This is a genomic window from Oceanimonas aquatica, assembly GCF_030732065.1.
Lineage (GTDB): Bacteria > Pseudomonadota > Gammaproteobacteria > Enterobacterales > Aeromonadaceae > Oceanimonas.
Map to the genome: position 1 here is coordinate 202,611 of NZ_JAVBHX010000001.1, position 14,574 is coordinate 217,184.

Sequence of the window (14,574 nt, forward strand, 5' to 3'; positions counted from 1 at the left end):
CATGCGTCATTTGCTGGAATTGTTACCCGGTGAGCACCTTGGCTCAGCAGTAGGTCGTATTCATACTTTTGGTGTGAACGGAACTTTTAACAAAACGACTTCGGCGCTTGGTCTAGGTACGCACAACATTCGTCCGCATCGTTTGTGTCATGCGGATGACATCATCCTAGATACATTGTTTCGCACCCGAGGGGCTAGTCAGCCCTTGAAAGATAATGCATTCGGTCATTATATCGGCACCTTTTTAACTCAAAATGAACGATCACAACTAGAGGCGGCACTCTCTAGAAGTGAGGTGATTCAACTTCGGATTGCCGGTCAGAGCTGTATTCAGCAACAGTACTGGCGCTGGTGTGCTGACTGCGTTGAAGAAGACCAAGCGATGTATGGCGTGCCTTTCTATCACCGGGATCATCAGATTCCTGGGGTTTTTCATTGTTCAAAGCACAAACTGGGATTATCCGGTCACTGCCCTGAGTGTGATTTCAACGCGTCGAGTGTTTCTGCTCTAACGATGCCTCCTCATGACAACACCTGCCCACATTGTCACTCTTGGATGGCCGGTTACGAGGGACACTTTACTGAAGCGATGGAGGAGGTCGAGCGGGTATCCCTGCGTATGGCAAATACCTCCCATTGCGCCAGTTTTTCTGACCTGACCGATGCGGTCAGAATGGCCATGTGCCTTTCCCTTGAAGATATGGGGACGCTTAAGGGGACGAAATTGGTAAGTAAATGGTTTAATGAGTTGGAGCATCGGGCAGATCCCATGGCAGTCGCAGCGTACTTCACCAACATGAAGATGGATGAAGAAGACATGCGCTTTCCGCCACAATTAAGGAATACCCGTCTGTACCATGACCGGGCCAAACGAGACCCGCTGCACCCCCTGGCACACCTGTTGACGTTACAACAGGCAGGGTATGATCTGGCGGTTGTGATGGGATTTGAGGGATAACCCGGTGCCGGGCTCGGTGATCCCGGATTATATAGCCGGCGAGTCGGTATACAGCTGGGTAGCGCAGTATTTTGTGCAGTCGGCATACTGTGATAGAAACCGCTTTTGTACCCAGCTGTTTCGAAAGCCTTATATTCGGCTCCACCCGACATTACCGGCTCATATTGAAGCAGTTGCACGGGCAGCGGGCCAGGAGCCGCAATACTTGCTCCACATGGGAACGGCTTTTCCACTGTATGCCTTTGCACTGAGGAATAAGAATAAGGTGCAGTCGCTGGCAGCTGCCATGCTGGGAAAGGGGTGGGGCATGATGGCTCTGTCTGGGCAAGCGGCCAGCAAACTGACGTTGGGGGGCTGTCTGCTGAAATTCTGTCCGGCATGCCTGTTGGAGGACGAGGAGAAGTTTGGTGTAGGCTACTGGCATACGGCACATCAGTTTTGTGGTGTCACCGCCTGTGCCGAGCATCGCCTGAAGTTGCAATCGATTGCTGCTAGTACAGGTGGTATCGACAGGCAGTATCTTCTGCCGGACTCCAGTATGCTCTGCGAGCAGCCAGTCCCATCTGAACAAGAAATCTATTTGTCATCCTTCATTATCGCGCTGTACCGATACCTGTGCAGCCAATCGCCGATAATTGTCCCTTCGGAGTACTACCGGCTACTGCTGGCACAGCAGGGCTATCTGACCCGGCATGGCAATATCCGGAGCCGGAAGCTTTGGCATGACTTGGATGAGTTCTGGGTAGATTTATTCAGCGGCCCTACACCGCCGCTACCCATAGAGCTCGCCAGCTATCGATATGTGCCAGGTCTGGTGCACTATAACAACCGGAGCAGCCATTATTTGAAGCATGTCATGCTGATGGCGTTTTTGAGCCGCAGCCCCCAGGCGTTCTTTTCTGCTGACAATCAGTCACCACCTCATGTGTCTCGGTCTTTTCTGGAGACAGGGTGGCCGACCGAGCAAACAGTACTGGGGTTGCTGCGAGAGCATACCTCCATGCGGAAGATATCCATCATGACGGGACTCAGCGTCGGTTGTATCAAGCAGCTTGCAAACCGACATCACCTGCCTGTCGGGCACCGATCCAAGTTCATCACCCCAGAGATGGAGCGGTCAATCTGGCGTCAGGCCTTAATGGGGTTCAAGCGAGAACACATTGCCCGCCATCATTCCGTATCCGTTGGTACGGTCGAAGCGAACATCCAAAGTCATCAGGGGCTTTCAGCATGGAGGAGGCACCTTGTGATGGTCAGGAGAAAGCGTGAACATCGAGCCACCCTGATGACATATCTTGCTCATCATGCGAGGGGCAGTCGTAACAACATCAAGCAGGAGTGCGGTGCTGCTTTCTATTGGCTGTACAGGCATGACCGCGAATGGCTGTATCTACAGCTGCCAGATTCCCAGAAGACCTGCTACCACCCCAGTGTTGACTGGGCACAGCGTGATCAGGCGCTTGCTGTCCAACTTGGACAGATGGAAGTGCAGGCGAAATCGCTATCCGAGTTAGACCGCAGCCTTGGCGGGCGTGGCTGGTTAATAAAATACAAAGATAAGCTGCCCATCAGCCATGCGCTCGCAGAACGACTGTTAGCCGAATATGCAAAAAAAGAAAACCTTAACATCCCTTCCTGAAGTGCCGCCCGAGCTGGGCACAGAAAATCACATATCCCTTTGAACACCCATATCGTGCATTGTGAATTCGGCTGAGGAACCTCGCAGGTCGTCTACAACGATAAGAGGGTCGCTCGGTCGCGACCAGTTGATTTGGAGCAGGTTGATCCTGGTTTCCAACTTTAATGTCCTGTTTGCTCATTGAGCGGGCAGTGGCCAGCTGTTGGTTTCCAACTTGGATGAAATATTTGAGTTTGGTAAATTATTGAATTTTATGGCTCTCCAGTTTCCAACTTAAATGGTCGTGATCAAGCTGACGCCAGTCAGGTGAGATAGTCAAAGCCCCGCTGAAAAGCGGGGCTTTTTGCTTTGTGTGTTTGTTCTCGCTCCCACGCAGAGCACCGGCCACCCAACCCCATGCAATTTTGCAGGAATCAACGATACTTAGGTCGCTTGATGCATCCCGAAATGTTCCAACAATCGAAAGAGGTGAAACATGCCATTGCCAGACTGGATCGTGGTTGCCGATGCTGCCAAGGCCGTTGTGTATAAGCAGGACTGGGTTGAAAACGTGGGTGAGGAGATCATGGACCTGGCCCATCCACAAGCGCGCCTCAAAACGAGTGATCTTATCTCCGATGCTCAGACCATACCTGAGAAGAGCGATCCCTGTCATACCGAGAACCAGCGTTTTGCCCGCGACATTATCGACAGGGTGCGACATGCGCTGGATCATAATGAGATTGGCGGCTTTTATCTGGCGGCACCGCCCCAGTTTCTGGGCCTGCTGCGCGAGGCCATGGACGATCGGCTGCGCAAGGCGCTGCAAAAGGATCTCGACAAAAACCTGAGCGGCGTTTCCCACAGCGAGGTGCTCGCTGCCTTTAAAAACAACGGCAAAAAAGTCTGATATCCCCCCGGTCGGCGCTCTCTCGGCTGCCGGCCAAACCATCACATATCGGCCTGGCTGAGATGATAAAAAGCCCCGCTTAACAGATGGGCTTTTGAGTTATGAACTGGCCGGTGGTGTTTTCATGAGGTCAAGGTTACACCGCCTTTTTGTAGTAGATGTCCTTGTCCAGTTCGCCTTCGCTGTTTGCAATCAGCACAGAGACGGCCGCATCACCGGTCACATTAATGGTGGTTCGGGCCATGTCCAGGATCCGGTCGATACCGGCTACCAGAGCGATGCCTTCAAGGGGCAGGCCAACGGAACTCAGCACCAGAGACAGCACGATCAGGCCACCACCGGGCACAGATGCAGTGCCAATAGAAGCCAGAATGGCCGTCAACAGGATCATGCCGTATTCCGCCATGCCCAGGTCAATGCCATAAGCCTGAGCAATGAACACGGCGGTTAACGCCTGGTACAGCGCGGTTCCATCAAGGTTGATGGTAGTGCCCACGGGCAGCACGAAGCTGGACACATCCTTGGAAACGCCCAGATTGTCGCGGGCACAGGCCATGGTAACGGGCAGGGTGCCGGCAGCGGTGGTGGTACTGAAGGCAACCAGCTGGGCTTCAAAAATACCCTTGAAAAAACGAATGGGGTTAAGACGGGTCAGTAATACCAGGCCACCCCCCAGAGTGAAAATGGCGTGAATAATACAACCGATATAAACGCCGGCAATCACCTTGACCAGAGGTAGCAGCACATCCAGACCGTACTGACCGGTGGTGGTGGCAATCAGGGCAAAGACACCAAAGGGAGCGAAGGCAATCACCAGATCGGTCAGCTTGTACATGACGTCGGCAAAGGCATCAAATACCTTTCTGACGGGATCGGACTTCTCGCCGACCAGATTAATGGCAATACCAAGGAAGATGGCGAACAGAATGATCTGCAGCACATTACCATCGGCAAATGACGCAAAGGGATTGGTAGGAATAATGCCCAGCAGGGTATCAACTATGCTGGGCGCTTCCTTGATATCCATGTTGGCGGCACTGCCCAGATCCATGCCCTGACCTGGTTTTAGCCAGATGGCCACCATCAGACCGATAGGAATGGCAATGGCGGTGGTGACGATATAGGCAAAAAAGGTTTTGATGCCTATTCGTCCCATGCGGGTGACATCCTTGATAGCAGTGACGCCGCAGACCAGAGAAATGAAAATCAGGGGAACCACCAGCATCTTGATGGCGGAAATAAAGGCTTTGCCAATGGGGAGCAGAACGGTGGCGCTTTCACCAAAGGTGAAGCCGGTAACGGCACCCAGTACCAGGCCGATTAATACTTTTTGCCATACTTGCAGCCGTTTCCACAGGGAAGCGGGCTTTGAAGGGGCATGAGCGACAGATGTGTTCATGGAAAGTCCTTTATATGTTCAGTCCGTAACAAAAAGGCCGGCTCCGCATGCCATAGGGGGCGATGGCAGTAAGGCCTTTATCCTGACAAGGTTACTTGGGTGCAGGCCTGGCATCGTGAAAACCCGGTACTGCATGTAAGCTCCATGCCGCAGGACATCAGGGTTTTCCGTATGAGAGATACGTAACCATAAACATGAAATCGGCGAAACACTCCGGTTTCATTTGTTATACAAACAAGCAACATGAGCATGCTAAACAATGAAGGTTGAGGGAGGTAATGCTATGTCAGCATGGCAGGTGTTACTTTTCAGCATGGGGGATGTTCTGTATTCAGGGCTGCATGACCCTGTTTAGGGCCCGGCGCTTCAGTGAGAGCCGAGCCCATATACAGAGCCAATTGAGCTCGACAATGGCTCAGCCCTGGTGTATTCGCTTTATTGCTTATCCAGGCTCAGCACAAAGTTCACCGGCACGGCGCGGGTGATGGAAGGCAGACCGGCCAGCTCCTGCAGCTTGTTAATGCCGGCGGTGAGGGCAAAGTCTTCCTGATGCACGATCACCGGGTCCCAGCTTGAGACCACCAGGTTGCCATCGGCCTTGTGGCTGACCAGCACGGTGACCGGCATGGTTTTTTCCTGGCCGTGCAGGCTGAGGGTGGCGTCTGTGGTCATCACCTTGTCTTCGCCGCCGGTAAGCGCATTAAGCTCGCCGGACAGATCGGCGCTCAGGGTCAGGGTGGGAAACTGGCCGGTTTCAAACAGGAACTCGCCAAAGCGCTCGTTACGGATGGGAATGCCGGTTTCCACGCTGGCCAGATCCACGGTCAGTTCAAACTGGCCGGCATCACTCAGCCCGCCCGACAGCCGCTGAAAATAATTGGGCTCGCCCACGGTTTCTTTTTTCACGGTGACAAAACTGACACGGCTTAAGTCGTCGTTCAGTTGCCAGTCGGCCAGGACCGAGGTACTGGTAAGGCACAGGGAAGCTAGCAGGACTTTTTTCAGCATGGTGTTCTCCTTTGAACGGTGAGGCTGAAACGAGTATAGGGCAGGGAGGCACAAGAGAAAGCCATGGTGGCCAGCCGGAGTGGTGGCTGCGACGGTCTCGATCGCATCCTTCACATAAATGCGTGTTTCGGCTGGCGAAGGACCACGGCAGGCCATATGGTGTATGGGGAGTGTGTGGTTTTCATTCGGTTTTGGCTGAAATAAAACAAGGAGGCACCATGGCCGGTAAATACGAAGCGGAACGCGCCGCGCTGATGAGCGACGTAAAACAGTTGCTGAAGGACGCTGAGGCGCTGTACGAGGCGGCGGCAGACGACGGCACCAAGGAGGGCAAGGCACTCAAGGAAAAACTCAAGGCCCAGCTTGACCGGGCCCAGCAGCAATATACCGACATGGAAGACTCGGTTATAGAGCGCACGCGTCAGGCGGCCCATCAGACCAACGATCTGGTGCACAACAAGCCGTATCATGCCATGGGCATAGCGGCGCTGGTGGGGCTGCTGCTGGGTGCCCTGCTGTGCCGGGGCCGCTAACGGCATGACCGGCAAAACGCCACTGAGAGATGTGCTCGACACCGTGATTGAGCTGCTGTTTGTGCGCTTTCGCATGGCGCGCATTGAGTTTATTGCCCAGAAGGAGCGCATGGTACGCCTGGGCGTGCTGGCGCTGAGTGCCGTGGCGCTGTTTTTTATGGCCTTTATCAGCCTGCTGTTTGGCCTGAGCGAGGTGTTGTCGCCGCTGGCCCGGGTGTGGGTGTTTTTCGGGCTGGCGCTGGCCTTGCTGCTGGGCATGCTGGCGGCTTGCGTGGCCATGATGCGCAATCTGGCCGGTCAGCGCCGCTTTCTGGAGCAAACGCTCAAGGACGTGCAGGAAGACGTGGCCTATCTGCGCGGCCGGCGCGACATGTCCGACTGGTCGATGAAGGACTGAGGAGCCCCAATGCACAAAGACCTGCGGGAAGAGCAGCAAATGCTGCAACTGAAAGCGGAAGCCCTGCGCCTGAAGCTGCTGACCCAGCAGGCCCGGCGCCATCAGCAAACGGAGGTGGACTGGCTGGCGCTGGCCGAACAGCTGCCCAAGGTGGGACTGGCCTGGCGGCTGGCACAAGTGCCCCGGCGAGTGAGTAACAGGTTGTTGCTGGGGGCGGGACTACTGGCGCTGATCTGGTGGCGATTGTAGGCGCCGAGTGTTCGGAGCCGCCGATTGTCATGCCCGTGAACACGGGCATTCAAGTGCAGACCACGCCGGAGTCCGGGCTCCCTCAGCTGCGATAGTCACCAATATCCGGGCGGCGGCTGGGGCCGCGCAGGGCAATGTCTACAGGATGAAAGGCCTTGATGGCCTCAAAGCAGAAGTCACCCACCGCCCGGTGCAGCGACTGGGGATCGTGGTTGCTGATGATGATAATGCTCTTCGACAGGTTGCGCCGGCGGCGCAGCAGGTGGCCCAGAAAGCTGGACTGGCTTTCCGCCAGCCGGCTGCGGTTGGCGGCCACTTCGTCGAGCACCAGTAAATCCACTTCTTCCAGGGCACGACGATACTTGTTGCGGCTTTCCTGATCTTCAATCACGCCAAAGAACAGCCGGTCCACCACCGAGGCCCACTGCTGAAAAATGACCGACTTCTGATGCTGCTGGATCAACTCATGAGCAATGGCCCCGGCCAGGGTCGACTTGCCGGTGCCGAAATCGCCAAAGATCAGAATGCCGGTGCCGCCCTTTTTTTCCCAGTGATCAAAGGCATTAATAAAGTGATGGGCGGTTTCAATGTGGTGCGCCAGCGCCGGATCGTTCATGTCCATGTTAGCGAAGGTCCAGTCGGTGTTTAAATCCGCCTGGGCCAGCAGACGCTCGGTGCGTTGCACCTTGGCTTGTGTCTGCAACCGTTTTACATCGGCATTGGCCTGCTGCTCATACTGCTGGCGCAGGGTGTCGTAATCGTATTGGGGCAGGTTGCCGCCGGCGCGCAGCTGTTGCAGACGCTTGAGCACGTTCTGTACCTCCCCCCTGGCGGCGGCAGGGCTGGTGTCCTTTTGCGGGCGTTGTTGCTGCCGGCGACGCCGGGCGATCTCGGCCATGTCGGCGGCCATTTCTTCAGGTGTCTTCTTCATCATGGCTCTCCTGGTGCTCGTCGCTCAGGCGCCGGGCCTCTTCCATCATCTCCCGCGCCCGCTTGCTGGGGCCGGTCTCGGTTGTTGCCGGCGCCGGCTGCTGCTGATAACCGGTGGCGGGTGCCGGGCCGGGATCACGACGCAGGGCGCGGCGGTTTTTCAGCTGACGCACAAAGCGCAGCATCCACTGGTGCTGGTTTTCAAATACTTCCGGCCGGCCCAGCCAGTAGGCGATAAACTCACCCAGCTCCTCGTCATCATAACGGCTGTCGAGCAGGCCGCACAGCCGCGCCAGACCGTCGAGCTGGTCATCGGGCCGCCATTCGGAATACATGGCAAACTGGCGGGCGGGCAGGGGAGTGAGCCCCTGCAGGTTTTTCAGGGCCAGCCGAAAACGGGCGCCATGGTAGTTCTGGGGGTGGGTGCGCTCCTCCAGGGCCAGCAGGCCGGCCTGCTGTAACTCGTCCACCAGGGCAGTCAGCGCCGCCGGGGTGACCCGGTAGCGGTAGTCGCCTTCTCCCTGCACCGCCAGCGCCCGGCCCAGACTCGGGTAGTCGAGGGGCTGCGTCAGCTCGCCCCGCGCCTGATGCCTGAGGTAAAGCAGGTAAAGGCTGCGGGCGGGATGGGAAAGCCGGGGAGAGGTCAGAGCCTGGTATTCAGCGGGAGTCATGGCGCTCGGGTACTCGAATGATGCAGACATTATCCAATAAAGCGCCGCCGGAATACAGCCGTGGGTGAAATCGGCTAGGCTGAATTTAGGTATCATTTTCATTCACGGATTACGTCATGTTCATGCGAAACCCATGCATATTGCTGCTGGACGACGATACTGTGTTTCGGCGTCAGATGCTGGCTTACCTGGAGGTATGGGGCGCTCGGGTACTGGAAGCCTGCACGCTGACCCAGGGCCTGCAACTGGCCAGACACTGGCGGCCCGACCTGGTGCTGGGCAATCTTCGCTTGCCCGTTCACGGTCGTGGTTCCTTGCTTGATGAATTTAGCCGGCATCATGTATTGGCGCCGTTTATTGCGATATCCGGTGAAGGGAACATGGCCGAGGTGGCGGCAGCATTGCGTGCCGGGGCCGTTGATTATCTGGTCAAGCCGGTGCGCCACTGGAGCGCGGTAAAGCGGCGGCTGGCCGCCTGCCTGTTGCCACCCCGTGTGCAGGAGCAACGGGAGCTGGCGGAGTTTGCATCGCACCTGGCGTTTTACCGCCGGCAGGACATGGCCGCCACCCGGCTGCTGCGGGATCTGGGCGCATCAGGAGAGCTGCGACTGGGCAGCTGGCATTTGAGCTGCCATTACAGTACGCCCTGGGTACTGACTCAGTCGGTACGGCTGGAGCAGGATCTGCTGCTGCTGGCGGCGGAGTTTGACCCGTTGCACCAGGACACCCCCATGCTGATGCTGCTGGTGGCGTTTTTGCTGCACGAGCCGCTGCGCCAGTACCGAAGCGGCACCAACCGGCTGCTGCACAGTCCGGCCCGCACCCTGGAATACCTTAACCAGCGGCTGTTTGAAACGGCGCTGAATGCCAGCGTTAATCTGATGCTGCTCAGGCTTCGGGCCGACAGCAATACCCTGGAGGTGGCCAACGGCGGCATGGCGGGCTGCGACTGGCTGGCCGGCTGCAATGCCGGGCCGCTGGGGCGGGGCGAATTCACCGCCAGCCCATGCCATCAGCCCTGCCGTTTTCCACTGCAGCTCAACCTGAGCGGCAGCCATGGCGGCCGCATTCAGCTCACCGCCAGCCGGGCGACTTACTGAGCCTGCAGTTGCCGAAGGTAGCGGCGGAAGTCTTCGCCCAGTTCCTTGTGGCGCAGGCCGTATTCTACGTTCGCCATCATGTAGCCCAGCTTGCTGCCGCAATCGTGGCTTTTGCCGGTAATGTGGTGAGCGTCGACCCGCTCCTGCTCCATCAGCATGGCGATGGTGTCGGTAAGCTGGACCTCATCTCCCTTGCCCAGCGGGGTTTTCTGCAGCAGCGGCCAGATGGTGGCCGGCAGCACGTAACGGCCCACCACAGAAAGGTTGGAAGGCGCCTCTTCCCGGGCCGGCTTTTCCACCATGGCCGCAATGGCCGCCGACTCGCCCTGGGCCAGGCTGGCCTCACCCAGATCCACAATACCGAACTGATCGACCAGCTCCTCGGCTACCGGCTCTACCAGGATCTGACTGTGCCCGGTGTCATCAAAGGCAGCGATCATGGCGGCCAGGTTGTCCTGGCTCAGGTTGCAGGCGGCGTCATCAATCAGCACATCGGGCAGTAAAATGGCAAAGGGCGCGTCACCCACCAGCGGCTTGGCGCACAAAATGGCATGCCCCAGACCCCGGGCCTCGCCCTGGCGCACATGCATAATGGTGACATCGGACGGACAGATGTTTTGCACCTCGTCCAGCAGCTGACGCTTGACCCGTTTTTCCAGGGTGGCTTCCAGCTCAAAACTGGTGTCGAAGTGGTTTTCAATGGAGTTCTTACTGGCGTGGGTCACCAGCACAATTTCCTTGATGCCGGCCTTGACCGCCTCGCTGACCACATACTGGATCAGCGGCTTGTCGACCACCGGCAGCATTTCCTTGGGAATGGCCTTGGTGGCGGGCAGCATGCGGGTGCCCAGACCGGCCACGGGGATCACGGCCTTGCGAATGGATTGTTGGTGTGACATGAAAGAATCGCCGTTGGAAACAAAGGCGGTATCATAACCAAAGCTGCCCCTTTCGGCCATGGCACGAAAGGGGCAGTGACGACCGTATTACTGCATTAGTCGCTCAGCAGGTGCCGGTTCTTGTCGACCGTGGCCTCGCCGATACCCCTGACCTGAACCAGATCGTCCACCGAGGTGAAGGGACCGTTGTCGTCCCGGTACTCCACAATGGCCTGAGCCTTGGCCGGTCCGACACCGGACAACTGGGCCAGCTGATCCTGTGTGGCGGTATTGATGTTGATGCTGGTAACCACCACGCTTTCAGCATTGGCCTCGTTGGCGAGTACCGGCGCACCGGTGGCCAGCAGCATCGACAACAGAGCAGGGGCAAGCAGTTTTTTCATTCCGTGTCTCCTCTTTAATCTCCGTTTAAGTCCCATTTAAGGACGATTAAAGACTCGTTCAGAAACCCGGATAGCGCAAGCTCTTTGCTTGGAAAAGCAACAGTTATTTTACTCTTTCCCCAAATGAGGCAGCACGGTGAGGAGTACATTTAAAAAGTTAAGGATTGGATTAACTGAACTTTATAAAGTTTATATTTAATAAAATCGCAATGGCGATCACCATGGTGAATATTCGGTCACACCCGTGAGGCGGCGAGGAGTCGTGATGAACACCATGATAAGTCCGGACAATAAACAGCAAATGGGTCAACAGCTTGATCTTGAAGCCTTCTGGATGCCCTTTACCGGTAACCGGGCCTTCAAGGCCGCCCCCCGGCTGGTGGCCGAAGCAGACGGCGCCTGGTTTACCGATATCAACGGCCGCAAGCTGTTCGACAGCCTCTCGGGGCTCTGGTGTACCGGTCTGGGTCACAAGCACCCCAAAATCATTGAGGCCATTCATCGCCAGCTGAATACCCTGGATTATGCCCCCGGCTTTCAGACCGGCCACCCGCTGGCCTTTGAGCTGGCGGAACGGCTGGCGAGTCTGGCTCCCGCCGACTTAAACCGGGTGTTTTTTACCAATTCCGGCTCCGAGTGCGCCGATACCGCCCTGAAAATGGCCCGGGCCTACTGGCGCGCCGAAGGCAAGCCGGAAAAGACCCGGCTGATTGGCCGGGCCCGGGGCTATCACGGCGTCAACATGGGTGGCACCAGCCTGGGGGGCATTGGCCCCAACCGCAAGCACTATGGCCAGCTGGTGGAGGCGGATCATCTGCCCCACACCCTGCTGGCAGAGAATGCCTTCAGCCGGGGCCAGCCGGAACACGGCGCAGAGCTGGCCGATCACCTTTTGCAACTGATTGAGCTGCACGATGCGTCCAATATCGCGGCGGTGATCGTGGAGCCCATGTCCGGCTCGGCCGGGGTGATAGTGCCACCGGTGGGCTATTTGCAGCGGCTGCGGGAGATCTGCACTCAACACGACATTTTGCTGATTTTTGACGAGGTGATCACCGGCTTTGGCCGCATGGGCGAGCTGTTTGGCGCCGAGGCCTTTGGCGTGGTGCCAGACATACTGAATGTGGCCAAGCAGCTGACCAACGGCGTGGTGCCCATGGGGGCGGTGATTGCCAGTGACCCCATTTACCAGGCCTTTATGGAAAAACCCGGGCCCGATTACATGGTGGAATTTCCTCACGGCTATACCTATTCAGGTCATCCGGTGGCCTGCGCCGCCGCCATGGCCTCGCTCGATGTGATTATCGAGGACGACATGCCGGGGCGCGTGCGAGCGCTGATGCCGGTGTTTGAAGAGCAAATTCACCGGCTGCAAGGGTTGCCCCATGTGGTGGACATTCGCAACTGCGGCCTGGCGGGCGCCGTGCAGCTGGCGCCGTACCCCGGCGAGCCGGCGCGCCGGCCCATGGAGCTGGCCATTGAGCTGTGGCAGGCGGGTTATTACGTGCGCTTTGGCGGCGATACCCTGCAGTTTGGTCCGCCCTTTATCTCGACACCCGACGAGCTGGAGCAGCTGTTTCATGCCGTGCACCGCGTCTTGAAGGCGCAGGGTTAAACCGTCTACGTCATCTATTCGAATCGAAATTAAAACAAGGACCAGTCATGAACACCATTTCTCATCTGATCAATGGCGAACAGCATCACGGCAGCAACACCCTGGAGGTGTTCAACCCCGCCTCCGGCGATGTCTGTGCGCAGGTTGCCGTGGGCGATACCGCCACCGTGGCGCAGGCGGTGGCCGCCGCCGAGGCCGCTTTTCCGGCCTGGCGTGATACCCCCCCGGCCAGGCGGGCCCGGGTGATGTTTCGGTATCTTCAGCTGCTGGAAGAACGGGCCGACGACATTTGCCGGCTGATTGCCGAGGAGCACGGCAAAACCCTGGAAGATGCCCGGGGCGAGTTACAGCGGGGCATGGAAAACGTGGAATACGCCTGCGGTGTGCCCGGCCTGCTGAAAGGGGAGTGCACCCGCAATGTGGGCCCCGACATCGACGCCTGGTCGGATTTTCAGCCCCTCGGTGTGGTGGCCGGCATCACACCATTCAACTTTCCCGCCATGGTGCCGCTGTGGATGTTTCCCATGGCCATTGCCTGCGGCAACTGCTTTGTGCTCAAGCCCTCGGAGAAGGATCCCGGCTCGTCGCTGCTGATTGCCCGGTTGCTGGAAGAGGCCGGCCTGCCCAGGGGCGTGCTTAACGTGGTGCAGGGCGGTCGCGAGGCGGTGAATGCGCTGCTGGAGCACAAGGGGGTGAAGGCAGTGAGCTTTGTGGGCTCCACCCCGGTGGCCGAGCACATTTATGCCACCGGCACCGCCCACGGCAAGCGGGTGCAGGCCCTGGGGGGAGCAAAAAACCATGCCGTGCTGCTGCCCGATGCGGATCTCGACAATGCCGTCAGCGCCCTGATGGGAGCGGCCTATGGCTCCTGCGGGGAGCGCTGTATGGCCATTTCGGTGGCGGTATGCGTGGGCGACGCCGTGGCCGACGCTCTGGTAGACAAGCTGAGCGAAAAGATTCGCGCGCTCAACATCGGCCCCGGCACTGAAAAAGGCCACGACATGGGTCCGGTAATCAGTCGCGAGCACCTGGAAAAAATCACCGGCTACATCACTGACGGCATTGAAGCCGGCGCAGAACTGGCGGTAGACGGCCGGGGCGTGACGGTACCGGGCCATGAAAACGGCTACTTTATTGGCGGCTGCCTGTTTGACCGGGTGACTCCCGAGATGCGCATCTACCGGGAAGAAATTTTTGGCCCCGTGTTGTGTGTGGTGCGGGTTAAAAGCCTGGAAGATGCCATTGAATTGGTGAACGCTCACGAATACGGCAACGGCACCTGTTTGTTTACACGGGATGGCGAGGCGGCGCGGCTCTTTGGCGATCGGATTGAAGTGGGCATGGTGGGCATCAACGTGCCGCTGCCGGTACCGGTGGCCTATCACAGTTTTGGTGGCTGGAAACGCTCGCTGTTTGGCGATCTGGCCGCCTACGGCCCTGACGCGGTGCGCTTTTACACCCGGCGCAAGACCATTACCCAGAAATGGCCCGAGCGCACCAGCCACCAGGCCTCGGACTTTGCCTTTCCGAGTTTGTAGCCTTCCGTCATGCCGGTACTGAATCAAGTTCAGCATGACGGACCCGGCATCTTTCTTGCGGGAGTGCGTGTTGTCTGCCCTGGATTCCGGCTCAAGGCCGGAATGGCGCTGCCGGCCTTTCCATACCCGCCGCAAACTGTCACAATATGCGCCTCTTGAGGGAGTAATCGTTCGGCGCCAGCCGAAACTGCTGTCAACAATCTCTGAGCCGAAGGCTTATGGCAGTAGTGTCCCGTGGATTGATGAGACTCGAGACGCAACCACCAACCGGGCGGGAGGAGGGGCGTCTTCGAATGTTTTGGTCCCGCCCCAAGAGCGCTTATGAACCTGTCTAGCCTGTTACTTTCTTTTTCTGCCCCTGTTCAA

General features: G+C 57.8%; 15 protein-coding genes. 9 read left to right on the forward strand and 6 right to left on the reverse strand.

Going from position 1 to position 14,574, the window contains the following annotated elements:
- The first annotated feature begins 1 nt into the window (after position 1).
- From Q9290_RS00980 to Q9290_RS00990, 3 genes are all read left to right on the forward strand, one after another.
- Entirely contained in the window at positions 2–958 is a 957-nt protein-coding gene (locus Q9290_RS00980) for a TniQ family protein (RefSeq protein WP_306077766.1), read from the forward strand.
- A gap of 16 nt (positions 959–974) precedes the next feature.
- Positions 975–2,597 (forward strand): TnsD family Tn7-like transposition protein, encoded by a 1,623-nt coding sequence (locus Q9290_RS00985; protein ID WP_306078169.1) that lies wholly within the window; start codon positions 975–977, stop codon positions 2,595–2,597.
- A 475-nt stretch (positions 2,598–3,072) separates the two neighbouring features.
- Positions 3,073–3,486: a host attachment protein gene (locus Q9290_RS00990; protein WP_306077767.1), complete on the forward strand. Its 414-nt coding sequence runs from the start codon at positions 3,073–3,075 to the stop codon at positions 3,484–3,486.
- Between the two features lie 136 nt (positions 3,487–3,622).
- Here the strand turns inward: Q9290_RS00990 and Q9290_RS00995 are convergent, their stop codons facing one another.
- Entirely contained in the window at positions 3,623–4,885 is a 1,263-nt protein-coding gene (locus tag Q9290_RS00995; RefSeq protein ID WP_306077768.1) for a dicarboxylate/amino acid:cation symporter, read from the reverse strand.
- 435 nt (positions 4,886–5,320) lie between these two features.
- Positions 5,321–5,893 carry a YceI family protein gene (locus Q9290_RS01000; RefSeq protein WP_306077769.1) on the reverse strand — a complete coding sequence of 191 codons (573 nt, stop codon included), beginning with the start codon at positions 5,891–5,893 and terminating at the stop codon, positions 5,321–5,323.
- A gap of 218 nt (positions 5,894–6,111) precedes the next feature.
- On the opposite strand from Q9290_RS01000, the gene Q9290_RS01005 reads away from it, so the two are divergent.
- From Q9290_RS01005 to Q9290_RS01015, 3 genes are read left to right on the forward strand one after another with little or no spacing between them, the layout of a single operon-like run.
- Complete coding sequence (locus Q9290_RS01005) at positions 6,112–6,426, forward strand: ElaB/YgaM/YqjD family protein (protein ID WP_306077770.1); 315 nt, start codon at positions 6,112–6,114, stop codon at positions 6,424–6,426.
- A 4-nt stretch (positions 6,427–6,430) separates the two neighbouring features.
- Entirely contained in the window at positions 6,431–6,823 is a 393-nt protein-coding gene (locus tag Q9290_RS01010; RefSeq protein WP_306077771.1) for a phage holin family protein, read from the forward strand.
- 9 nt (positions 6,824–6,832) lie between these two features.
- Positions 6,833–7,072 carry a hypothetical protein gene (locus Q9290_RS01015; RefSeq protein WP_306077772.1) on the forward strand — a complete coding sequence of 80 codons (240 nt, stop codon included), beginning with the start codon at positions 6,833–6,835 and terminating at the stop codon, positions 7,070–7,072.
- 82 nt (positions 7,073–7,154) lie between these two features.
- Here Q9290_RS01015 and Q9290_RS01020 read toward each other — a convergent pair whose 3' ends face one another.
- Positions 7,155–8,003, reverse strand: a complete 849-nt coding sequence (locus tag Q9290_RS01020; RefSeq protein ID WP_306078170.1) for a DnaA ATPase domain-containing protein — start codon at positions 8,001–8,003, stop codon at positions 7,155–7,157.
- Positions 7,987–8,673, reverse strand: coding sequence for a DnaT-like ssDNA-binding domain-containing protein (locus Q9290_RS01025; protein WP_306077773.1), 687 nt, complete (start codon positions 8,671–8,673; stop codon positions 7,987–7,989). The genes Q9290_RS01020 and Q9290_RS01025 overlap by 17 nt, the downstream gene beginning before the upstream one ends.
- Positions 8,674–8,789: 116 nt before the next feature.
- On the opposite strand from Q9290_RS01025, the gene Q9290_RS01030 reads away from it, so the two are divergent.
- On the forward strand, positions 8,790–9,773 hold the full coding sequence (locus tag Q9290_RS01030; RefSeq protein WP_306077774.1) for a response regulator: 984 nt from the start codon (positions 8,790–8,792) through the stop codon (positions 9,771–9,773).
- Here the strand turns inward: Q9290_RS01030 and galU are convergent.
- On the reverse strand, positions 9,767–10,672 hold the full coding sequence (gene galU / locus Q9290_RS01035) for a UTP--glucose-1-phosphate uridylyltransferase GalU (protein ID WP_306077775.1): 906 nt from the start codon (positions 10,670–10,672) through the stop codon (positions 9,767–9,769). The genes Q9290_RS01030 and galU overlap by 7 nt on opposite strands.
- A 95-nt stretch (positions 10,673–10,767) precedes the next feature.
- Positions 10,768–11,055 carry a ComEA family DNA-binding protein gene (locus Q9290_RS01040; RefSeq protein WP_306077776.1) on the reverse strand — a complete coding sequence of 96 codons (288 nt, stop codon included), beginning with the start codon at positions 11,053–11,055 and terminating at the stop codon, positions 10,768–10,770.
- Between the two features lie 265 nt (positions 11,056–11,320).
- On the opposite strand from Q9290_RS01040, the gene aptA reads away from it, so the two are divergent.
- Both aptA and Q9290_RS01050 read left to right on the forward strand, forming a co-directional pair.
- Positions 11,321–12,670: an omega-aminotransferase AptA gene (gene aptA / locus Q9290_RS01045; protein ID WP_306077777.1), complete on the forward strand. Its 1,350-nt coding sequence runs from the start codon at positions 11,321–11,323 to the stop codon at positions 12,668–12,670.
- Between the two features lie 47 nt (positions 12,671–12,717).
- Positions 12,718–14,208 carry a CoA-acylating methylmalonate-semialdehyde dehydrogenase gene (locus Q9290_RS01050; protein ID WP_306077778.1) on the forward strand — a complete coding sequence of 497 codons (1,491 nt, stop codon included), beginning with the start codon at positions 12,718–12,720 and terminating at the stop codon, positions 14,206–14,208.
- The last annotated feature ends 366 nt before the right edge of the window (positions 14,209–14,574 follow it).

Bases quoted from the DNA above. Each gene is read 5' to 3' on its own strand.
- Q9290_RS00980 (WP_306077766.1), top strand. From the start codon at position 2: ATGCGTCATTTGCTGGAATTGTTACCCGGTGAGCACCTTGGCTCAGCA.
- Q9290_RS00990 (WP_306077767.1), top strand. From the start codon at position 3,073: ATGCCATTGCCAGACTGGATCGTGGTTGCCGATGCTGCCAAGGCCGTT.
- Q9290_RS00995 (WP_306077768.1), bottom strand. From the start codon at position 4,885: ATGAACACATCTGTCGCTCATGCCCCTTCAAAGCCCGCTTCCCTGTGG.
- Q9290_RS01000 (WP_306077769.1), bottom strand. From the start codon at position 5,893: ATGCTGAAAAAAGTCCTGCTAGCTTCCCTGTGCCTTACCAGTACCTCG.
- Q9290_RS01005 (WP_306077770.1), top strand. From the start codon at position 6,112: ATGGCCGGTAAATACGAAGCGGAACGCGCCGCGCTGATGAGCGACGTA.
- Q9290_RS01010 (WP_306077771.1), top strand. From the start codon at position 6,431: ATGACCGGCAAAACGCCACTGAGAGATGTGCTCGACACCGTGATTGAG.
- Q9290_RS01015 (WP_306077772.1), top strand. From the start codon at position 6,833: ATGCACAAAGACCTGCGGGAAGAGCAGCAAATGCTGCAACTGAAAGCG.
- Q9290_RS01020 (WP_306078170.1), bottom strand. From the start codon at position 8,003: ATGAAGAAGACACCTGAAGAAATGGCCGCCGACATGGCCGAGATCGCC.
- Q9290_RS01025 (WP_306077773.1), bottom strand. From the start codon at position 8,673: ATGACTCCCGCTGAATACCAGGCTCTGACCTCTCCCCGGCTTTCCCAT.
- Q9290_RS01030 (WP_306077774.1), top strand. From the start codon at position 8,790: ATGTTCATGCGAAACCCATGCATATTGCTGCTGGACGACGATACTGTG.
- galU (WP_306077775.1), bottom strand. From the start codon at position 10,672: ATGTCACACCAACAATCCATTCGCAAGGCCGTGATCCCCGTGGCCGGT.
- Q9290_RS01040 (WP_306077776.1), bottom strand. From the start codon at position 11,055: ATGAAAAAACTGCTTGCCCCTGCTCTGTTGTCGATGCTGCTGGCCACC.
- aptA (WP_306077777.1), top strand. From the start codon at position 11,321: ATGAACACCATGATAAGTCCGGACAATAAACAGCAAATGGGTCAACAG.
- Q9290_RS01050 (WP_306077778.1), top strand. From the start codon at position 12,718: ATGAACACCATTTCTCATCTGATCAATGGCGAACAGCATCACGGCAGC.